Genomic DNA, 21,118 nt, shown 5'->3' with positions numbered 1-21,118 from the left:
TTTTCGCACCGTATGAGTGGTGTTACAGCTCCATGAAGAACTCCACCAGGTTTTTGTCATGCTCCATGTTCAGCTTTTTGCGCAGGCGGTAGCGGCGAAGTTCCACCCCGCGCACCGTAATATTTAGCAGCGACGCGATCTCTTTGCTGCTCATGTTCATGCGTAGGTAAGCACTCAATTTTAAGTCGTTTGGCGTAAGCTCCGGATACCCCTCTTTCAGCTTCCGGAAGTAGTTCTCGTGGGCCTCGTCGAAGCTTTTCTCGAACAGCATCCAGTCCTGCTTCTCGCCCATACCCTCCTCTATTATTTTTTGAATTTTCCTTAGCTTAGCCGAAGGAATCTTTTTCCCTTCGGAGTCCTCCAGTTTGTTCAGCTCCACCTTCAGGTTTTGCAGCAGCTCGTTCTTGTACACAATGTTCAGGGCGGTGTTCGCCAGCTCGCGGCTCTTCCCGGAGAGCTCCGACTTCAGCTGCTCGTTGCGCAGCTTCACCAGCTTTTGCTCGTGCAGCAGGGCTTCCTGCCGCAGCTGCTCCTGCTTCTCCTGCTCCATCCTGTACTGCATGCGGGCCTGGTCGCGTTGCAGCTTCCGGAAATAGAGCCTGCGCAGCAGCAGGGCCAATAGCAGAGCCAGCACCCCATACCCCAGGTAAGCCCAGGTAGTAGCATACCAGGGCGGCAGCACCCGAAACGCCACAGAAGCCGCTTCGGTCTGCAACTGGTCGTTCACACGGGCTTTCACCCGGAACACATAATCGCCGTGGGGCAGGTTGGTGAATTCTTTCTGGGCAGCGGCGCTCCATCCTGACCACTGTTTCGAGTAGCCTTCCAGGAAATACTGAAACTTCACGTTTGCCTGCTGGTACAGCGGCAGCGCATAGGCAATCCGGATGTTGTTGCTGGCATAGGGCAGTTCCAGTTGGGTATGGCTGCTATCCCCGCTGTCGCGCAGCAGTCTGGTGCCATCGGTTGTGTTTTCCAGCTTACGTATCAGGACCTGCGGCAGCTGCAGCGACGGCGGTGGCGTGCTGTTGCTGTATACCACAAAGCCGTTGTCGGTGCTGATAAGGTAGTCGGAGGTGCGAATCTGGCTGATGTTCTCGTACTGCTGCACCATGCGGTTGTCGAGGATGCTGAACTGGTTGGTGTTGATGCGGAGTTTGCCCGCCCCGCCAAAGCCTACCAGCGCCACTTTGCCGTGGTTGATGAACCAATACGTAGAGTCGTTGGCCTTGATGACGCGGTTAGAGGTGGCCAAGCTGCCCAGTTTTCGGTTGAGCTCCCGGTAGGGTTCAAACTTATTGCTTACCTCATCAAACATATAAAAGCCGTTATCCGACGAAAACAAGATGCGGTTGAACAGGCGGGAGATATTGACTTTGTAATCATTAGGCAGGCCCTGGGCTTCGTTGAAAGTGGTGCTTTCCTTCACTTTCCAGAGCTCCTTGCCCAGCGTCAGCCGGAAGAGCCCTTTGTAGGCATGGCTCACCCAGATGTGGCCGCTGTTATCCTGCTCCACGTGCCGCGAGGGTGCCCCGAAGCCCTCTACCTGGCGCCACAGTTCCCAATGCCCCTGGGCATCTTTCCGGAACAGCGCCAGCCCGTTGTAAGTGCCCTGCAGGAGGTAATCGGTGTTGGCCTGCAGTTTTTGGATCACCCAGCCGCCCTTGATGTGCGATATCTTCACCAACCGGTCCCCTTCTACCCGGAACGTACCGTCGTTGTGGCCACAAAGCAGTTCGCCGTCCTGCAGCGACAGGTCCCATACCTGCCCCTGTGAGCCGGGAATCATCTTAAAGTCGAGGTTCTGGAAAAGGGCAGGGCTATTGCCAGACCAATCACTGTAAAAAAGCCCTTGGTTGGTGCCCAGGTATATCTTGCCCCGGTGGATCTTGCTGGCATATACCGTCCCGAACTTGCCAGTCTTGTCGAAGTAGAAGTACAGCGGCGAGTTGACATCAATGTGGTCGATGCCATTGTCGAGGCCCAGCCATAGGTTGTTGTCCGCCCCCGAAAAAAGGCTGAGCACAGTGTTGTTCTGCAAGCCGCTGTTCTTGTTGATCTGCTGCACCAGCTTGCCAGCGGCATCCACCATCACGACACCTTTCAGAATAGTACCGAAAGCGAAAACGCCCTGCGGGAGCCGCACCCCGTTGTTGAGCTGGTTCTCCATCAGCAGCTGGTTGGCCTCGTTCTGCCAGGGCTTCAGCGACTGCCCATCGTACAGAAACAGGCCATGCCGGTTAGTGCCGATCAAAAACTGCCCTTCCCGGAAAGGCAGCACCGACAGAATGCCGGAGGTACCCGGCTCACCGGCAGGCACCAGTTGTACCAGTTTCCTGCCTTTCAGTTCATACAATCCTCTGCCGATCACCTCCACAAAGTAGCGGCCACCGGCCTGCAGCAGGAACAGGTAAGGACCAGCAGCCTTGACCACATCTATCCTGCCATTCTCATAAATATAGATGCTGCCAAACGACTGAAAAAGCACGCGGTTTCCGTCGGTATAAATTTTCCATATCTCATCGTTCAGGGGATATCCTGCCGGGATCAGGTCTTTCAGGGAGGTATAAACAAAGCGCCCGGCCTTGTTGTGGCTCCAATACCCCATCTCGCCGTAGGCACCGGTATAGATACGCCCTTTGTTATCGGAGGCAACGGCACGCACAATCTGGTTATTGGGCAGCGGGAATAATTGCCAGTGGCTCCCGTCGTAAGACAGCAAACCGTTGGAATTACCAAAGTACATCACACCGTAAGGGCACTGGGTAACAGACCAGTTTTGGTTGCCTGCCTGGTAAAGGCGCTTCTCAAAGTTCTGCACGTATGGGAAGCCAGCCGCCGGTGTTGGGGCCGCCAGTACCGGGGCAAAAGCTATACCCAGGAAAAAGAGCAGTAAGAGCGCTAGTCGGGCTAACTTAAATCGGAAAATGAATGCACTCATCGTTCTATGATTTCCTCAAAACTACTAAAATCGATTTACAGGTGACATGATTTAGCAGTCAAATTACTTATGGAGGTAGTGGAGAAGCAAATAACAGGCCACCCCACTGGTTTCCCTCAGGATGCCAGCGCAGCCCACGACTTTGCTGAAAGCGCCACCGGCTTTTTTAGCGGCATTATAAAAGATTTCGTGGCTACATAACCTCACAGCACGTATGGGCAGTACTACAGGCAAGCGTCAACGCGCCCTGCGGAGTACTCAACCCACAGATTATGGAGAACAAGCGACTTAAAGGAAAAACGGCCATCGTAACGGGGTCCAGCTCGGGCATCGGGGAAGCAATCGCCCTGGCCATGGGCACGGAAGGCGCCAACGTCATCATCAATTACCACACCCAGGAGGTACCTGCACAGGAACTGAAAGCGCAGATCGAGGAGGCAGGCAGCCAGGCCGTGGTGGTACAGGCTGATACCGGTAACCCGGTTGATGTAGCCAGACTCTTTAAAGCAGCGACTGATAATTTCGGGACAGTGGACATTCTGGTGAACAACGCCGGGATTCAGCGCGATGCCGATTTCCTGAAGATGTCGCTGGAGGACTGGGACCAGGTGCTCAGCACGAACCTGACGGGGCATTTCCTGTGCGCGCAGGCAGCTGCCAAAGAGTTTGTAAAGCGGAAAGTGAACCCTATGGAACGCAAGGCCGCCGGGCATATCCTGTTCATCAGCTCCGTGCATGATATTATACCCTGGGCAGGGCACGTGAATTATGCCACGGCCAAAGGAGGCTTGCAGATGCTGATGAAAACGCTGGCCCAGGAGTTGGCTCCGAACAAAATAAGGGTGAACAGCATCTCGCCCGGTGCCATTAAAACCGCCATCAACCAGGAGGTATGGGAAACAGAGAAGGGCCGGCAGGACATGCTTTCCCTGATACCCTACGGCCGTATCGGGGAGCCTGAGGATATTGCCAAAGTGGCCGTCTGGCTCTCCACCGACGAGGCAGATTACATTACCGGTACCACCCTGTATGTGGACGGCGGCATGACACTTTACCCCGGCTTCAGCGACAAAGGTTGACCATGGTATAGTTTGCTGGCAGTGGGATTGCTGCAACTTCTTTGCGGGTATACCTGTTCATGATCAGCAGGTAGATTCCTTTTGGGCTGACACCCCTTATATGTAAATCTTTTTACTAATTTTGTAACAGCCCGCGCTGCAGGGCTGTTATCTTTGTAGCACAGAACAAACGCATGAACTTATACCGCCAGCTACTTTTGCTCACCCTTACGCTGCTTGTGCTCGTCTCTTCGACGGGTATGGCCATGGGGATGCATGTGTGTGGCGGTGAATTGCGCGACATAACCTTCTTTGGCACCAAGGCTGACTGCCCGATGGAAAAGAAGGAGGCCCTGCCACCGTGCCATGCTCCTAAAGAGAAAAAGGCTGCCCAAAATTGCTGTGAAGACCACGAACTTCAGGTAAGAGAGTTGGGGGATGCCTTCCCGCACAAAATAACAACCCTCAGCAAAATCCAGCAACTGCAGCTTTTCGCCGTGGTGAAGGCGGTGGTGCTGCAATTTTATCCGCATCAGCAAACCGAAGCGCCCCGTTATGCGCTTTACGAGTCTCCCCCATTGCCCCGCAACATTCCTGTGCTGGTGCAGTCTTTCTTGCTATAGCTTAACAGAACCCGGTGCCGGACAGGCATTGCGCGTCGCTGCGACCCTAGTGGTCTGGCAGTGCCACTTCGCGCTACCTGTTTCCTAAGACCCTTTCCTGGCTTGCCGCCTCCTGTAAGTGGCTACAATGCTTTCTGTTAAGCTCTATAACATCATTTTCATGATTGAAAAGTTAATCTCTTTTTCGCTGCGCAACCGCGTACTCGTGCTGCTCGTTTCCGCCATCCTGTTTGGGTGGGGTGTTTACTCGGTGCAAACCAATAAGATCGATGCCATCCCAGACCTTTCGGAGAACCAGGTCATCGTGTTTACGGAATGGATGGGCCGTAGCCCGCAGATCATCGAGGACCAGGTCACTTACCCCCTGGTGACCAACCTGCAGGGCCTGCCCGACGTGAAGTATGTGCGGGGCACCTCCATGTTCGGGATGAGTTTCATCTACATTATTTTTGAGGATGACACCGATGTGTATTGGGCCCGCTCACGGGTGTTGGAGCGTCTCAACTCGGTGGGCAATGCCTTGCCCGAAGGGGTAACCCCTACCCTCGGACCAGACGGCACGGGTGTGGGCCATATCCTGTGGTATACCCTGGATGCGCCGGGGATGGACTTGGGGGAGCAGCGTGCCGTGCAGGACTGGTATGTGAAGTTTGCGCTCCAGAACGTGGATGGGGTAAGCGAGGTGGCTTCGTTTGGCGGCTTTCAGAAGCAATACCAGGTTACCGTAGACCCGAATAAACTCACCTACTACAACATCACGGTGCCACAAGTGATACAGGCCGTGCGCGCCAACAACAACGAGGCGGGTGGCCGCAAGTTCGAGCGCTCTGACATTGGCTATATCATCAAAACCACCGGCTACCTTGAGTCTGCCGAAGAAATCGAAAACATAGCCATCACCACCAACAACACCATACCGGTGCGGGTACAGGACGTGGCCACCGTGCAGATGACCGGTGAGAGCCGCCTTGGCATTTTCGACCTGAACGGCGAAGGGGAAGCGGTGGGCGGCATCGTGGTAATGCGCTACGGCGAGAACGCCGAAGAGGTGATCGGCAATGTGAAGGAAAAGATGTCGGAGGTTTCTAAAGGTCTGCCCGAGGGCGTAAAGTTCAACATCGTCTACGACCGCAGCGGTCTGATCAATGAAAGCATCAACTCGGTTAAAAAAACGCTGATCGAGGAGATGATCGTGGCCTCCATTGTGGTGTTCCTGTTCCTCTTCCACTGGCGCAGCGCCCTGGTCATCCTCATTCAGTTGCCGCTTTCCGTTGCCATCGGCTTTATACTGCTCAACGCCTTCGACATCTCCTCCAACATCATGTCACTCACAGGCATCGCCCTGTCTGTCGGCGTGATCGTGGACGATGCCATCGTGATGGTCGAAAACTCCTATCGCCACTTGGCAGACGCCGCTAAGGGCAAGCAGTGGATGGACGATGAGGTGAATAGTTAATTATGAATGAGTGTTTGAGTGAATGCGTGAATCTTAAATGGGTTAGCCATGAGTGATTTAAATAATACCCCTAAGGAAGAGTTTGTTGAACGATTCCGCCAGCGAACCAAAAAACTTGCACTCGATGTCATTCGCTTTAGCCAAAGCTTACCCAAATCAGAGGAGGCTAACATCATGAAAAGGCAATTATTGCGCTCAGCCACATCGGTAGGAGCAAATTATAGAGCCGCTTGCCGCGCAAGGTCAGCAGCATAATTTTACTCCAAGATAAGCATCGTGATTGAGGAGGCTGATGAAACAATTTTCTGGCTTGAGCTACTTGAGGAATCTGGCATCACCAGCAAATTGACCACAACACCACTGGTAAAAGAAACAACCGAGATTTTATCTGTTTTGGCAAAGGCCAGAAAAAATACTACCAGATAAATTCACTCATTCACTCACCCGCTCATTCGAAACTAATATATGAAACTAGATAAAGAAACAAGACTCCGCATCATCGAGCAAGCCTCTAAGCAGGTGGGACCGAGTGTGTTCTGGAGCACGATTATCGTGATCACCTCCTTTCTGCCGGTATTCTTGCTGACAGGGCAGGAAGGCAAGCTCTTCAGCCCACTGGCCTGGACAAAGACTTTTATCCTGATCGTAGACGCCGTGGTGGCCATCACGCTGACCCCGGTTCTGATTTCCTTTTTCCTGAAGGGCAGGTTTAAGGACGATAATGCCAACCCCATCAACCGGGGAATGGAGCGGGTTTACGGGCCAGTGCTGAAATGGTGCATGAAGTGGCGCAAGACCACGATCGGCATCAATATCCTGGCATTGCTCGTGGCCATCCCGATGCTGTTTAGCCTGGGCACGGAGTTTATGCCGCCGCTGGATGAGGGCTCCATCCTGTTCATGCCCGTTACGCTGCCTGATGTGTCCAATGCCGAAGCCAAGCGCATCCTACAGGTGCAGGACAAGATCATTAAGTCCGTGCCCGAGGTAGAGAGTGTGTTGGGAAAAGCCGGACGGGCCAGCACTGCCACCGATAACTCCCCTATCAGTATGATCGAAACCATCATCATGCTGAAGCCGCAGAGCGAGTGGCGCGAGGGGATCGAGAAGGAGGATATCATCCGGGAACTCGACACGAAACTGCAGATCCCGGGGGTGGTGAACGGGTGGACTCAGCCGATCATCAACCGCATCAACATGCTGGCTACCGGTATCCGTACCGATGTGGGCGTGAAGGTATATGGCCAGAACCTCGATTCAATTTATGTGGTATCCGAGCGGGTAAAGTCGGCTTTGGAGACAGTTCCGGGCGTAAAAGACCTGTACGTAGACCCGATTACGGGAGGCAAATATCTGGAAATCGACATCAACCGCAGTGCCCTTGGGCGCTATGGCCTGACCGTGGATGATGTGAACCTGGTGATTGAGTCGGCTTTGGGTGGTGCCACTATCGGCAATACCATCGAGGGCCGGGAGCGTTTTGCCATCAATGTGCGGCTAGCCCAGGATTACCGCAACAGTGTGGAGCGCATCAAGCGTATTCCGCTGCAGACTGCCGCTGCGGGTACAGTGCCGCTTTCCGCGGTAGCCGATATTCACTTTACGGATGGCCCGCCGATGATCAATTCAGAAAATGCGCAACTGCGCGGGGCCGTGCTCTTCAACGTGCGCGACCGCGACTTGGGCAGTACGGTAGAAGAAGCGATGGAGAAGATTAATGCCGAGGGGAAGATCATGCCGGACGGCTATTACCTGGAGTGGAGCGGGCAATGGGAAAACCAGGTACGGGCGACCCAAACGCTGCAGTTCATTATCCCGCTGGTGCTGGTCATCATCTTCCTTATCCTCTATTTTTCATTTAAGTCATTGAAAGAGGCTTTGCTGAACCTGATCACTATCCCCTTTGCGCTGGTGGGTGGCGTGTTCATCGTCTACTTTTATGATGTGAACCTGTCGGTAGCCGTGGCGGTGGGCTTTATTGCCCTCTTTGGCCTGGCCATCGAAACAGCCATGGTGATGGTGGTATACCTGAACGAGGCGATGAAGCAACTCGTGGACACCAAAGGCAATTCCTCCGAAACCATCACGAAGCAGGACATCCGCGACTATGTGTTCATGGGAGCTGCCAAGCGCCTGCGCCCGAAAATCATGACTGTTTCGGTGGCGTTGTTTGGCCTGATCCCTGTGCTTTGGGCCACTGGCGTGGGCACGGATGTAATGCTGCCGATTGTGCTGCCGATGATTGGCGGTGTATTTACTTCATCTATCCACATCCTGCTGGTAACGCCGGTGGTGTTCGAGATGACGAAGCAACATGAATTGAAGAAACACGGAAAACTAGAGATCTACGATGTTAAGCACTAATGAAAAATACTTGTCGATGAGCCCCCCTTCAAAGGGGGCAGGGGGATGTTTGCTGGCAGCTATGTCACTGCTCTTTGTTGTGTGGAGCAGTATAGCGGTGCACGCGCAGCAAAAGCCTGTGCCCCTGGACAGTGTGCTGCAGGCGATCCGGAAAAACAATCCCATGCTGCAGCAGTATGACCTGCGCGCCAAAGCACAGGACGCTTACGCCGAAGGGGCTACGAGCTGGATGGCCCCGATGGTAGGCGGAGGTATGTTCATGACTCCCTATTCCCGCCAGGATGTGGAACGCGATGAGCGCGAGGGCTCTTATATGCTCTCGGCGGAGCAGGCCATCCCAAACCCGGCCAAGCAGCGCGCCAGGCAAGCAGTTTTCGACTCGAAGGCCGCGATTGAGCAGGCGAAGGGAGAAGTGCTGTACAATGACCTTCGGGCGCAGGCAAAATCGGCGTACTATAACGCTGTAGTGCTGACTAAAAAAATGGACGCGCTGGAGGATAGCGAGCGAATCATGGCCTACATGCTGAAGCTGGCCCGCATCCGCTACCCTTACAGCCAGGGCAAACTAGGCAGCATTTACAAAGCCGAGGCACGGTTGCACGAAGTGGAGAACATGCAACTGATGACCCGGAACGAACTTTTGCAGCAGACTGTGACCCTGAACACCCTCATGAATGCAGCGAAAGAGCGCACCCTGGAAGTGGATACCCTGCTCAGTATTCCGGGCCCCGTGGCCTTGGCCGCCGACACAGCATACCTTAACAGCACCCGCAGCGACATTCGGCAACTTGACACCACCATTGAAAGCATGCGCCTGGGCGTGGAGCAGGAAAAGCTGGAGCGCAAACCCGACTTCAGCGTTCGCTTCGACCACATGACCCCGCGCAACAGCATGATGCCAGGCATGTTCACGGCCATGGGAATGGTCACGATCCCGATTGCGCCTTGGTCGAGCAAGATGTACAAGGCCAATACCAAGGCCATGAACCTGGAGATTGAGGCCATGCAACGGGAACGCGAAGGCATCCTGAATGAGGCACAGGGAATGGTGCGGACCATGGCCCTGGAGCTGAACACCAAGCGTGAGCAGGTAGAAAATTACCGCACCAAGATCCTGCCCGCGCTTAAAAAGAATTACGACGTGACAATGCTGGCCTATGAGCAAAACAGCGCTCAACTGCCCGAGGTGATTGATGCCTGGGAAGCCCTGAACATGGCCCAATTAGAGTACTTGAATAACCTGCAGGCCCTGTACCAATTGGCCGTGACCTACGAGAAGGAGTTGGAGAAATAAATAAGTGATTGAGCGAATGAGTGCATGAGTGATTCTTAATTTCTAATTCACACATTCACTCAACCACTCAATCAAAATTAGAAAAATATGAAACGATACCTGAGCATACTCTTTTTGCTAGTACTGGTGGTTTTCGGCGCCTGCTCGGAGCAGGAGCATGAGCACCCGGAAGGCATCACGTATACGTGCCCCATGCATCCGGAGGTGATCCGGAACGAGCCTGGCTCCTGCCCGGTTTGCGGGATGGACCTGGTGCCGCAATCAGTAGCGGATACCGAAACGGAGGTGACCGACGAGTTGGCTTACCTCCTGCAGCCTACCAACGAAACCGTCATTTCCGATGTCAGGACCATTACCCCGGAAATGAAAGCCGTGCCTGACTCTGTGGAAATGGAAGGCCTGATTACCTACGACGAGCGCCGCATTTACGCCATCCCGGCGCGGGTGGGCGGACGCATTGAGAAGCTGTTTGTAAAGTACAACTACCAGCCCATCGCCAAAGGCCAGAAACTACTGGAGGTATACAGCCCGGAACTGGTAACGGCTCAGAAGGAGCTGCTATACCTGGTTAAGTCGGCCCCGGAGGACCAAATGCTCATGGAGGCGGCCAAGCAGAAACTACGCCTGCTCGGAGCAACAGACGACCAGCTGAAGCGCATTATTCGGTCAGGAGAGGCCAGTTATACCTTTGCCATTCACAGCCCTTACGATGGGTATGTGGTCGGGCTGAACACTACGCCCCCCTCGGCTATTCCGAGCACCACTTCTGTTACAGCCGCCAATGCGGGCGGTATGAGTGGTATGGGCAGCACGGCAAACTCCGGTACGGCAAACCCGACAACGGCCACACCGGCACCGGGTAGCGAGTTGCAACTGCGCGAGGGCATGTATATTTCCACCGGCCAGCCGCTGCTGCGTGTCGTGAACCCGAACCAGCTGTGGGCAGAGTTTAATATACCCGCAGGCCAGGTAACCGCTATCGCTAAGGGAACACCCGTGCAGATCTCCTTCCCACAACTGCCGGGCGAGCAACTGGAGGCGCAGGTAGATTTTCTGCAGCCCTTCTACGAAGCTGGCGAGAACTTTGCAAAGATCAGGGCATACCTGCCTGGCCAGCAGAAAATTGCCCGCGTGGGGCAGTTGGTTTCGGGCATAGCCACCTATACCGCTGCTGCGGCCCTCTGGGTGCCCCGCGAGGCGGTACTGGATGCAGGCACCCGTTCAGTCGTGTTTCAATACGCGAATGGCGTGTTCAAGCCTACGGCCGTTACAATCGGCAACACCAGCGGCAAGCAAGTGCAGGTATTGGAGGGCCTGACCCCAGACACCCGTATTGCCGCCAACGCCCAGTTTATGATAGACAGCGAGAGCTTTGTAAAAATAAATGAGTGAATGAGCGAGTGAGTGATTTCTATTTCTATTCGCACATTCACTCAATCACTCAATCAAAATTAGAAAAACATGAAACGATACCTGAACATACTATTTCTCTTACTGCTCGTGGCATTCAGTGCCTGCTCGGAGCAGGAACATGAGCACGCGGAAGGCACGACCTATACCTGCCCCATGCACCCACAGGTAGTCCAGAATGAGCCCGGCCTTTGCCCGGTATGCCACATGGATCTGGTACCGGTGTCGCAGAGCGGCAAAGATACCGGAGAGCTGATGCTGAGCCAAAGCCAGATGGCGCTGGGCAATATCCAGACGAAGCGCGTAAAATTAGGGGATGTGGGCAGCAATATCCTTCTGACTGGCAAGCTCGTGCTGGATGAAACACAGACTGATGTCATCAGCAGCCGGGCCACGGGCCGTGTGGAGCGTTTATACATCAAGGAAACCGGGCAGTCGGTGCAGAAAGGGCAACCGCTGTACGAGCTTTACTCCGAGGAACTCCTGACCCTGCAGCGGGAGTACCTGCTGGCTTTGAAGCAGCAACAGGCGCTTGGCCGGGAAAATCCGCGATTTGCATCCTTTTTAGAAGCCGCGAAGCAAAAACTGCTACTTTTTGGCCTTACCCAAAGCCAGGTGAAAAGCCTGGCCAGAAGTGGAGCCGTAGATGCCCGCGTGACTTTGGTTGCGCCTTCTTCGGGGGTGATTACGGACATTGCCGCTGCAGAGGGGCAGTATGTCAGTGAGGGCTCTGTGTTGTACCGTTTGGGCAAACTGGGGAAGATTTGGGTAGAGGCCGAGCTATACCCCCAGGAGGTCGCCACGGTGCATGCCGGTGACCAGGTGCTGGTTTCGGTGCAGGGGCATGCGCAGGCGGTGCCGGCCAAGGTTACCTTTATCAGCCCCGAATACCGGCAGGGCAGCCAGGTAGCCACGCTTCGGGCGGAGCTGCCAAATCCTGATGGCCAATACCTGCCGGGTATGCAAGCCAGTGTGACGCTGCCAGGAAAAAACGGCAATGACCTGGTGCTGCCCACGGATGCGGTGATCCGGGATGAGAGCGGCAGCCATGTATGGGTGCAGACAGGGAAGGAAACCTTCCAGGCACGCATGGTAACGCTGGGCGAAGAAGGCACAGAGCAGGTCGCTATCCTGAGCGGGCTGCAGGAAAACGAAAAAGTAGTTACCTCCGGTGCTTACCTGCTCTATAGCGAGTTTGTGCTGAAGAAAGGAGCCAACCCGATGGCTGGCCATAACCATTAATCCAGAAATCAAGAGTGCCGGAGCTGGACTTTAGCTCTGGCGCAGAAAGCATACATTTAACCTAAATCAATTAATTTTATCACTCAACATTCTAAACATGAAAAAGACCCTATTAGCAGCAGCAGTTATCGCAGCATTTACCTTTACCTCTTGTTCTGAGAGCACAACCGAGCACACAGAAGCCAGCACGGAGCACCACGAAGGGATGGAGCACGAAGGGATGGACCATGCCCAGATGACCTCCGCAGTGGTTGTAGAAACACCGCGTTTTGAGTCGGTGGCTGCACCTTTCCGGACCCAAGTGGAAGAACTGGTGGGCGAATACATGAAGCTGAAGAACGCATTGGTTAGCTCGAATGCCGAGGAGGCAAAAGCCGCAGCCAACGAAGTACTACGGGTGGCAAAGGCAATGCCTATCGCCACGCTCACGACCGACGAAAAGGCTTTTGCCGAGGAGCATACCGCAGAAGTGGTGAGCAGCGCCGCGAAAATTGCTGGGGCGAGCGCCATTGAAGGACAGCGCGAAAGCCTGGAGTTACTCTCAGAGGCAGTATTTTCGATGGCTAAAGCCTATGGCGCTGCAGACAGTGAGTTGTACTACCAGCACTGCCCAATGGCCAACAACAACAAAGGTGGCTACTGGCTAAGCTCCGACAAGGACATCAAAAACCCATATTTCGGGGCGAAGATGATGACTTGCGGCAGCACCGAGGAGGTTTTCAAAAAATAACCCGTTTGCACAAACCTCGCTTCTCAAAAGGCGGTATGGCTCAGGCTATACCGCCTTTTTTTGTGCGCTAACCACTCACAGGCTTTTGGTACAATACTGATTACCAAAGCTGTAAAACAGTACTCAACTTTTTTTCTAAGGCCCATGCAACCCTGCACAATTACGCGGCATCTTTTTGTCGGATAGGTAAAAACAGCCCGCCTGCCCGCGCTTACTAACTCTTCTTCAGGAGCGACACTTCGAAGACAATGCCAGGGAGTTTGTCTGAACCAGGGTGGAGCAAACAAATATTTCTTCTGGCCTGCGTCTTTTACCTGCACTCCCCGTCATCCTGATGTAAAAAGTTAAAGACCTTAAGCATTAAAGTAATGGAAGCGATTTATAGCAGAACAGTTTATAGCAATACTGACACCCGAAGAACAAGACAGTTATTCGAGTATAACCGACGCTTAAGCCTGCAAAGAAAGGTGGAAGTACAGGCCTTGCGCCCCACTGTTACCCCACGCCCGGATAAAATGAAGATTTCCTGACTGTCTGTCAGGAGCGAGATTTCAAAGATAATTTCAGGGAGTTCGTCGAAAACAAGGGAATAGAAACAAACAGTACCTTGCATTACCAAGTACTATAGATTAATTTTACACCAGATAATCAACCTATTACACGCAATAAAATACAACTATGAAAAAAGTATACCTGATTCTCGCCTGGCTGCTGGTCAGCTTACCCAACCTAGTAGCTGCCCAAACAGACGGGTTGCTGCGCGGAAGCATTGTGGAAGAGAATGGCCAGGCCGTGGGCTTTGCTAATGTGGCGGTAATCGAAACTGCCAGCGGCAAGGTAGTAACCGGAGCAATTGCCGACATGGACGGCCTGTTCCAGATCAAAACGCCAGTTGCCGGGCAGTATAGGCTGAAAGTAAATGGCCTGGGCTACCTCGAGTACTTGTCCCCTTCCTTTGACATAGCCCGGGCCAACGCCAGCAAGGACTTCGGCAAGCTTCAGCTAAAACCGGATGTGCAAACCCTGCGCGAAGTGCAGGTACAGGCCTTGCGCCCCACTGTTACCACACACCCCGACAAAATGGTGGTGAGCGTGGAGAACACGGCTATGGCTGCCGGAAACACAGCTTTTGATGTGCTGGCCAAATCGCCGGGGGTATGGGTAGACCAGGATGGCAACATTCAACTGAACGGCAAGGGCGGTGTGCAGGTGATGCTGAACGGTCGCCAATCTTACCTGTCGGGCAAAGAGCTTCAGAGTCTGCTGCAGGGCATGGCTGCCGAGAACCTGAAGGACCTGGAGATCATCACGAACCCCTCCTCCCGCTACGATGCGGAGGGCGCCTCGGGCATCATCAACATCAACCTGAAAAAAGGCAAGGAAACCGGGATGCACGGAAGCGTGTATGGCGGATACCAGTATAACAGCCTGAGCACATTTACCTCTGGTGCGGAGATCAGCCACAAAAAAGGGAACTGGAGCTCGTTTGGAAGCGTGAACCTGAACGACCGCATGCGCTACCGCGACATGGAGATGGACCGGGTGTTCTTGGGCACAGAAGGTAGCCTTGCGAAATTCACTCAGAAGGGGTATCAGCAGATGGAGCGCCTGGAACCGTCGCTGCGCCTGGGCACGGATTATGACCTGAACGAAAACCACAGTGTTGGCGGCTTTGCCAACTTATACCTGAGCGAGAACGAAATGGCTTTTAACACCGCGTCTGTCCTCCGCACCGAACAGAACCGCTACATCGACGCCACCAACACCAGCAAGGGCAACTACGCCAACAACACCTTTAACGTGCACTACATGGGCAAGCTGGATACCGTGGGCACCCAGCTCTCTGCCGACCTGGACTACGTGCGGATCGACAATACGGAAAAGGCCTCGTTCCTGAACACCTTTGCGCCAGCCCTTAACGCAACCCCCGACTCGATGCAGCTGCTCCGCAACGAAAACCCTGCCCGCTATAACATTTACGCCGCCAAAGTAGACTTCACCAAGCAACTCAGCAAAGCAGCCAAGCTGGAACTGGGCGCCAAAGCCAGCCATGTGACCTCTGACAACGAGCTGCGCTTTTTTGAGATGAATGATGAGCAGGAAACCCAGGACAGCAAGCGCAGCAACCACTTTATTTATAAGGAGAACATCTATGCGGCCTATGCCAGCTTGTCTGCCACCCTCAGCGATGCCTGGAGCCTGCAAGCCGGCTTGCGTGCCGAGCAAACCAACTCCAGCGGTAACTCCCTGACGAAGCGGGAGAAAAACGACCGAAGCTACCTGAATTTTTTCCCGACCCTGTTTGTGCAGCAGAAGGTGAATGAGAACTACCAGGTAGGGTATAAATACAGCCGCCGCATCAGTCGCCCTTACTACGAGAACCTGAACCCGTTCATCTTTTACGTCGACCCTTATAGCTATATACAAGGCAACCCAAAATTACGCCCGCAGTATATCAACTCGTTTGAAATGACCCATACCTACCAGCAGCGCTACAACCTGGTGCTGGGTTATGCCCTGACGAAGGATTTTATTGGGGAGGTGCCTGAGCAAAATGCTGAAACCAACGTAACTGTGTTCCAGCAGCGCAATATCCGGGATCTGAAAAGCGCCAACGCCACTCTGGTAGCCCCCATCAAAGTTTCGGACAAGTGGGAGATCAGCAACAACCTGACAGGTATGTACCAACAGTACACCACCATGGCGCAGGGAGAAGCTGTAGTAAAAGACCAGTTTTCGGTGATTGCCAATACCAACCATACCCTGCTGCTGCCGCACGGCTTCCGGATGGAGGCAAGCGCAAACTACCAGAGTGCCATGGTCTTCGGGCTTTACAACATCTCGCCTCAGGCGTGGTTAGATGCAGGCATCAAGCGCAGTTTCCTGGATGATAAGCTGAGTGTTTCCCTGAACGTGAGCGACATCTTTAAAAGCCGCTGGATGGTGGTAGACTCCGAGATGAACGGAAACAAGAACACCATCACCCAGTACCAGGGCCAGCAGGATGTGCGCCTGAACCTAAACTACCGCTTTAGTAAAGGCGCAAAGTTTGAGTCAAAGAAACGCAACACCAATCTGGAGGAACTGAACCGAACCGGCGGGAATTAAGCAACAGAAAAAGTATTGTACGCAAAAGAGCCACGGCATAAGCTGTGGCTCTTTTGCTTGATATGTAAGTAGCCAGAAAACTGACCCGGCATAATTTGCTATCTTTAGGTTTCTAAGCTTATCAACGATGCCTACAATCCCTCTGAACTGGTTTATTCTGCTCCCCTTTGTGGCCGGTATAGCCGTTACCACCCAAACAGCCATTAACGGACAACTGCGCACCGCGGTACACAGCCCTTTGGTGGCCGCTTTTATCTCTTTCTGCGTCGGCACTGTTTTGCTGGGAACTTTGGTGCTCGTAACCAAACAGGAACTTCCGTCCCTGAGGCAACTGTCAGAAATTGAGCTTTATAAATTTATGGGTGGCATGCTCGGTGCAATATTTATCACCATAATCATCCTTTCGGTGCAGCGCCTGAGTGTGGCCAACATCTTTGCCCTGGTGGTGGCAGGCCAGTTTGTGATGGCGCTTATCTATGATCATTTTGGCCTGTTGGGCGTGCGGCAGAGCCCGATCACGCTCACACGATTAGTAGGCGTAGCCAGCTTGATTTTAGGGGCATACCTGATCAACCGCAAGTAGACCCCTGGCTTTGGGTTAGGCAAAGCTAAGCCTTGCTAGTAATCGCGACGGTAGTTCACTTCGTCTTTCGGGCGGATAAGCAGCCAGCCAATCAAGCCCACCGGCCAGGCCAGAAATGCCACGACTAAGGCTACAAGCCAGCCCGGACGGCGACGGCGTTCAGCGTCTTTGTACGACCATACAATGCTCCAGAGGTAAAGCACAAATCCTATGAGTGCGAGCACAATCCCGATGATGCCAAACCCTAAGAAAAATTCTCCGGCTGAGTCCATAGTTTTACTGTTTTTTGATTAAATCCTATTTGCTTTTTTACTAACGAGCTGATATGGTTTAAGTTAAAAAATCCTACTCAAGGTTCTGCTGCTCCTGGTAACGGTCCTGCGCCTGAATCATGTCCAGCACCAGGCCAGACCAGGTGAACGCTTTCGCCCCGTGCCCTTTGCCGGTAAACGGATCATAGTACTCCCTGAAGCCCCCATTAGAGATCAGCTTCTTCACGCTCTGCAGCAGCTTGCCGGCCTCCTGGCCATACCCCTTCCGGAGCAGAAACTGGTGCAGAAACCAATTAAAGACCACCCAGGTCGGGCCACGCCATATGTATACCGACTCGTCTGGATTAAAAGCAGGCTCGTTTGTGGATAGGGACGGAACAGGGTAGGGCACATCAAAGCCATCCCCCTGAAACAAGTGACGCTCTAAAACAGCCTTGCAAATGTCTTTGGGCACTGTGGGTAGCGCAACCGGGAAGAAGATGGTGGCAGTGGCCGTCTTCAATTGCTTCAGTCCATGACCGACGAGATCGTAAAAGGCTTGGTCGTCGGCATTGTACATATAGCGCAAAATGCTGTCGCTGCACTGCTGGGCTTTTTCCCGGAAAAGCTGTTCCTCGCTGTCTCCCACTTCCGCGCACAGGTCGGCCAGGGCCAGCAGGTTCAGGACATACAGCGTGTTAAAAGCCGCATCTTTCACAATAAAGTTATCGGCCTTATAAATCTTAGGCAGGTTATACCTCCTCCTGAAATTACCCATCTCCAGCCACAGCACCTTCAGGAAAAGCCAGGGGCCCGCCTTCTGTTTCTGATAGCCCAACACTGTGTCAAAACTCGCTTTCCAATCCATACCCGACTCATAGGGTGTGATAATGGTAAGCAAACCCTCCTGCTCAAAGTCGCGGTTGCGCATCAGCCACTTGTAGTAACTTTTTAGCGGCGGCAGCATCTCCTGCACAAAGCCCTTGTCGTGGGTGTGCTGGTAGATGCGCTGCACTGCCTGCGCCACCAGCGGCGGCTGCACCAGCGCCGACATGTGGGGTTCGCCCAACCGGAGCAGCACGGCAGGTTTCAGCTGGAAAATATCCGTAGCCCGTGCCGGGAACGTGCGCTTCCAGTACAGGATGTGCCCGACAAAGCCATCTGGCTCCTGCAGCTTAAATAAACTGCGGATATGCTTCTTGGCCATGTCATACTCCCTCAGGCTTGTGAGGGTAAACACATGGAAGCAGGTATCCCAGAAGTACTGGAACGGGTATGTGCCCGGCGATGGCTTGGTATAGTGAAAGGTATACCCTCCGTTCCGGCCCTCGATCATGTTCTGGTACAGGATATCCCGTACCTGCTTTTCTATTTCCTCGTCGGATAATACCTCCACTGTGGTGTGCTTTGAGCTGCTGAAATGAATGACTTATTTGATGTAGGCGTTCCAGCCCGCATAGCGTTGGGTAACCGGACCCAAAGGCAGCGCCAATGCTGCCACGGCCAGGCCCAGCACCACGCCTGCTAAGCTGAGGCCAGTAGGGCTGCCCCCCAGAAACCAGGGAGCCGCTGCCACCACCAGCCCAAGCAGGATGTTCAGGTAACGGCCGGCCCGCAGGGGCTCTCCCATACATACCACCGACACCACCACGATCAGCGAGCCGCTCAGGTGAAAGACATCGGCCACGGTTTCCTGAATACCTACGCCGAAAACTGCCGGTGCTGCCACCAAAGCCACCCCGAGCAGCGTGGCCACCGAAAGCGTCCAGGGAAAGCTCATACCCCAGATAGAGGACTTATACACTGCCATGGGTTTATCGGGCAGGGCCATCACGTCAGGGGCCTCGTCTTTGGCATCGCTCTCAATTGTGCCGCCCTTCCAGAAGATTTTCCAGAAACCTTCGCCCTGCTGCATCTTCTTTTTCATGAACTGCACCATGGCCACTACTTCGTCCACTTCCAGCGGGATCATCGGGAGCATGATGATAGCCGCCAACAGGCAGAACGTGCACCAGGCCCCCACGATAATAGGCTGACTGATAACTAAAAATATATGCACCAGCCCCAGCGGAATCACCAGGATGCCGAAGATGGCCACCATCCAGGGCATGGTACGCCAGCGCGAAGGTGCCCCCATCCAGCCCATCAGAAACTCGAATGTATAGGCGATTGCGCCAAGGCCTGCATCTGAGATGGGCATGGAGTGCGACATGCTGGAGTTCAGGACCTGCTCACTGGAAATTCCAAAAAACGGGTCCCACATCGAATCGATATACCCTAGCTGGAAAGCCGCCAGGTACCGCGACACCACCCAACCCAGAAAACCCAGCACCATCATAATCCAGCGCTGCGGCCAGCTAGAGGGGTTATAGCTCCAGCCCGGAGGGGTATCAGGGCCCATTTTCATGTATAGGATCATGTTGGGCATACCCGGTATCAAAATGGTTAAGGCAATAATCAAGGCCCCCACCATAGTATCGTTGAGGTAAGCGACGGCCGTGGGTGCCCAGAAAAGCAGCGGGGCCATGGTCAGCCAGATGCCTATAAAACAGCAAATCCACAGGCTGACCGGTCGGTTGGGCGTGAGGCCGCGCCAGCCAAAAACAATCAACAGCGCGCCACTAATGATATCGCTCCATTTCATCACGGCAATCCGCTGGTCGAGCGACAGCCACACGCTGCGCCCGCCTGAGGGCTCTACCGTGCCGATGCTGTAATCGAAGGTAAAAGGGGAGAGCAGCACCCAAGCGCCTAGTATAATAATCATCCAATACACCCAGAGCGTTTGCATGTGGTGCATCTTCAGCATCTGCTCACGCATCTCGGAGGTCATGTTCATGTGGTGCTCGCTTTTGGTTTTCTGTGTGTCGCCGTGCTGGTAGTCGCCCCGCTTGTGCGCGCTGTGGTGGTTTCCTTTCTCCTTTTTTTGGTCGCCTTGCTGCATTTTCTCCTGATGCTGCCGCACCTCCTTCTCTGCCATCGGGCGCGTAACACCCCGCATGCCCATCTCCCCTTTTTTGCCTTTGTCCTGCTGTTCGTTTTGCTCCATGGTATCAGGTTCGGAAATTTACAATCTTATAACACGTTTTTTGGGCATACGCTGACAGAGCTTGCAAGGATATTTCGCGTCTATACTCCCCATACAGACCAACTTATGCCATCTGCAGCCGTATTCTCTCTGGATTTACGTACAAAAAAGTGTTAACAAAAGCTTACGGAGGAAGCAGAATGCTATGGGAATAAAGGATATGTTTGACAGCCTCAAGAAAGAGGTTAAGGTGATGCAGGGTGAGGAAACAAAGGATAAGCTTTACAGCAACAGCAACCAGTTCGCCGATGAGGCCACGGCTAAAAAAGCGTTTGAACGGGCAAAGCAGAAGCTCTTTGATGTGAACATGTGGTCTAAAATGGTGGGGTTCAATTCCGAGTTTCACCTTTTCGACAACCGGGGCCGGCGCACCACGGCCACGCGCCCCAAGGTGGGCTATTATATCGAGATCATCCTGCCTGCCTCTCGCCTGGAAAACTGGGTGAAGGTAACCGCTGTGCGGGATGAGGAGGACTTTGCTGAATTTGTGGTGCACCCCAGCGAGAAGCCCACCGAGCTTAGCCACGACGATACCGTGATCGAGCACTTTTTTATTAAAGAGGCCAGCAGTACGTTTCGGGTAGTGCGCGAGGGTAACACCCTGTATGGGTATGAGATCGGCAAGAATGAGGGCATTAATAACCAGGGCGAAGAGGCTGGTGACCGCGCCCTGATGAACACGCTGGTGGCCGAGGGCGGCTGGGCCGGGGTGCAGGAACTGCAATGGGACAAACTGACCCGTTACCTCGTGCACCTGGAGGAAGCCGAGGAAACCGCAGCGTAGACCCATACAGCCACCGCTGCAAAGCATATAAGGAGCCGGAACGATTGCCAATTAGCTAATCGTTCCGGCTCTTTTCTTGTGCACTTCCTTACACCTTCCTTCATGCCTGTCTGTGATTGTGCCCTGTCAGTAAGAGGCAGTAATCAGCAGCCAAAGGGTATAGATTGGCAAGGATGAGGTAACGTC

At 53.7% G+C, this 21,118-nt stretch carries 16 protein-coding genes and 1 pseudogene; 13 read left to right on the top strand and 4 right to left on the bottom strand.

From position 1 onward, the window contains the following. Positions 1-22: 22 nt before the first annotated feature. Entirely contained in the window at positions 23-2,941 is a 2,919-nt protein-coding gene (locus ACXYMU_RS06085) for a triple tyrosine motif-containing protein (RefSeq protein ID WP_458985470.1), read from the bottom strand. 69 nt (positions 2,942-3,010) lie between these two features. Between ACXYMU_RS06085 and ACXYMU_RS06080 the strand changes: the two genes are divergently transcribed. From ACXYMU_RS06080 to ACXYMU_RS06025, 12 genes and pseudogenes are all read left to right on the top strand, one after another. Then, complete coding sequence (locus ACXYMU_RS06080) at positions 3,011-3,142, top strand: hypothetical protein (RefSeq protein ID WP_458985469.1); 132 nt, start codon at positions 3,011-3,013, stop codon at positions 3,140-3,142. Between the two features lie 71 nt (positions 3,143-3,213). Beyond that, positions 3,214-4,020, top strand: coding sequence for an SDR family oxidoreductase (locus ACXYMU_RS06075; RefSeq protein WP_458985468.1), 807 nt, complete (start codon positions 3,214-3,216; stop codon positions 4,018-4,020). 173 nt (positions 4,021-4,193) lie between these two features. Next, entirely contained in the window at positions 4,194-4,622 is a 429-nt protein-coding gene (locus ACXYMU_RS06070; RefSeq protein WP_458985467.1) for an HYC_CC_PP family protein, read from the top strand. Positions 4,623-4,782: 160 nt separating this feature from the next. Beyond that, on the top strand, positions 4,783-6,078 hold the full coding sequence (locus ACXYMU_RS06065; protein ID WP_458985466.1) for an efflux RND transporter permease subunit: 1,296 nt from the start codon (positions 4,783-4,785) through the stop codon (positions 6,076-6,078). A gap of 48 nt (positions 6,079-6,126) precedes the next feature. Then, positions 6,127-6,504 (top strand): annotated as a pseudogene (locus ACXYMU_RS06060) (four helix bundle protein). A 39-nt stretch (positions 6,505-6,543) separates the two neighbouring features. Further along, positions 6,544-8,442, top strand: a complete 1,899-nt coding sequence (locus ACXYMU_RS06055) for an efflux RND transporter permease subunit (RefSeq protein WP_458985465.1) — start codon at positions 6,544-6,546, stop codon at positions 8,440-8,442. 61 nt (positions 8,443-8,503) lie between these two features. After that, a complete protein-coding gene (locus tag ACXYMU_RS06050; protein ID WP_458985464.1) occupies positions 8,504-9,736 on the top strand; it encodes a TolC family protein in 1,233 nt (410 codons plus the stop codon). A gap of 87 nt (positions 9,737-9,823) precedes the next feature. Continuing rightward, a complete protein-coding gene (locus ACXYMU_RS06045) occupies positions 9,824-11,128 on the top strand; it encodes an efflux RND transporter periplasmic adaptor subunit (protein ID WP_458985463.1) in 1,305 nt (434 codons plus the stop codon). 69 nt (positions 11,129-11,197) lie between these two features. Continuing rightward, the gene (locus ACXYMU_RS06040) at positions 11,198-12,388 is read left to right on the top strand and encodes an efflux RND transporter periplasmic adaptor subunit (protein WP_458985462.1); all 1,191 of its coding nucleotides are present in this window, start codon (positions 11,198-11,200) and stop codon (positions 12,386-12,388) included. Between the two features lie 97 nt (positions 12,389-12,485). Then, entirely contained in the window at positions 12,486-13,118 is a 633-nt protein-coding gene (locus ACXYMU_RS06035) for a DUF3347 domain-containing protein (protein WP_458985461.1), read from the top strand. Between the two features lie 678 nt (positions 13,119-13,796). Next, on the top strand, positions 13,797-16,226 hold the full coding sequence (locus ACXYMU_RS06030) for a TonB-dependent receptor (protein WP_458985460.1): 2,430 nt from the start codon (positions 13,797-13,799) through the stop codon (positions 16,224-16,226). Between the two features lie 127 nt (positions 16,227-16,353). Next, the gene (locus tag ACXYMU_RS06025) at positions 16,354-16,809 is read left to right on the top strand and encodes a DMT family transporter (RefSeq protein WP_458985459.1); all 456 of its coding nucleotides are present in this window, start codon (positions 16,354-16,356) and stop codon (positions 16,807-16,809) included. 35 nt (positions 16,810-16,844) lie between these two features. On the opposite strand, the gene ACXYMU_RS06020 is transcribed toward ACXYMU_RS06025, so the two are convergent. The 3 genes from ACXYMU_RS06020 to ACXYMU_RS06010 form a co-directional block, all read right to left on the bottom strand. Beyond that, positions 16,845-17,081 (bottom strand): hypothetical protein, encoded by a 237-nt coding sequence (locus tag ACXYMU_RS06020; RefSeq protein ID WP_458985458.1) that lies wholly within the window; start codon positions 17,079-17,081, stop codon positions 16,845-16,847. Between the two features lie 73 nt (positions 17,082-17,154). Beyond that, on the bottom strand, positions 17,155-18,456 hold the full coding sequence (locus ACXYMU_RS06015) for an amylo-alpha-1,6-glucosidase (RefSeq protein WP_458985457.1): 1,302 nt from the start codon (positions 18,454-18,456) through the stop codon (positions 17,155-17,157). Positions 18,457-18,489: 33 nt separating this feature from the next. Further along, positions 18,490-20,109, bottom strand: a complete 1,620-nt coding sequence (locus tag ACXYMU_RS06010; protein ID WP_458985456.1) for a vitamin K epoxide reductase family protein — start codon at positions 20,107-20,109, stop codon at positions 18,490-18,492. Positions 20,110-20,293: 184 nt separating this feature from the next. Between ACXYMU_RS06010 and ACXYMU_RS06005 the strand changes: the two genes are divergently transcribed. Next, positions 20,294-20,932 carry a hypothetical protein gene (locus ACXYMU_RS06005; RefSeq protein ID WP_458985455.1) on the top strand — a complete coding sequence of 213 codons (639 nt, stop codon included), beginning with the start codon at positions 20,294-20,296 and terminating at the stop codon, positions 20,930-20,932. Positions 20,933-21,118: the final 186 nt, after the last annotated feature.

This window comes from Pontibacter sp. CAU 1760, from assembly GCF_054482735.1.
Note: the sequence above shows the minus strand (reverse complement) of the source record. Positions and strands in the feature narration are given on the sequence as shown.

Coding starts and splice junctions, on each gene's coding strand:
- ACXYMU_RS06020 (WP_458985458.1), bottom strand. CDS start 17,081: ATGGACTCAGCCGGAGAATTTTTCTTAGGGTTTGGCATCATCGGGATT.
- ACXYMU_RS06055 (WP_458985465.1), top strand. CDS start 6,544: ATGAAACTAGATAAAGAAACAAGACTCCGCATCATCGAGCAAGCCTCT.
- ACXYMU_RS06005 (WP_458985455.1), top strand. CDS start 20,294: ATGGGAATAAAGGATATGTTTGACAGCCTCAAGAAAGAGGTTAAGGTG.
- ACXYMU_RS06030 (WP_458985460.1), top strand. CDS start 13,797: ATGAAAAAAGTATACCTGATTCTCGCCTGGCTGCTGGTCAGCTTACCC.
- ACXYMU_RS06045 (WP_458985463.1), top strand. CDS start 9,824: ATGAAACGATACCTGAGCATACTCTTTTTGCTAGTACTGGTGGTTTTC.
- ACXYMU_RS06010 (WP_458985456.1), bottom strand. CDS start 20,109: ATGGAGCAAAACGAACAGCAGGACAAAGGCAAAAAAGGGGAGATGGGC.
- ACXYMU_RS06080 (WP_458985469.1), top strand. CDS start 3,011: ATGGAGGTAGTGGAGAAGCAAATAACAGGCCACCCCACTGGTTTCCCT.
- ACXYMU_RS06040 (WP_458985462.1), top strand. CDS start 11,198: ATGAAACGATACCTGAACATACTATTTCTCTTACTGCTCGTGGCATTC.
- ACXYMU_RS06035 (WP_458985461.1), top strand. CDS start 12,486: ATGAAAAAGACCCTATTAGCAGCAGCAGTTATCGCAGCATTTACCTTT.
- ACXYMU_RS06075 (WP_458985468.1), top strand. CDS start 3,214: ATGGAGAACAAGCGACTTAAAGGAAAAACGGCCATCGTAACGGGGTCC.
- ACXYMU_RS06050 (WP_458985464.1), top strand. CDS start 8,504: ATGTCACTGCTCTTTGTTGTGTGGAGCAGTATAGCGGTGCACGCGCAG.
- ACXYMU_RS06070 (WP_458985467.1), top strand. CDS start 4,194: ATGAACTTATACCGCCAGCTACTTTTGCTCACCCTTACGCTGCTTGTG.
- ACXYMU_RS06065 (WP_458985466.1), top strand. CDS start 4,783: ATGATTGAAAAGTTAATCTCTTTTTCGCTGCGCAACCGCGTACTCGTG.
- ACXYMU_RS06085 (WP_458985470.1), bottom strand. CDS start 2,941: ATGAGTGCATTCATTTTCCGATTTAAGTTAGCCCGACTAGCGCTCTTA.
- ACXYMU_RS06025 (WP_458985459.1), top strand. CDS start 16,354: ATGCCTACAATCCCTCTGAACTGGTTTATTCTGCTCCCCTTTGTGGCC.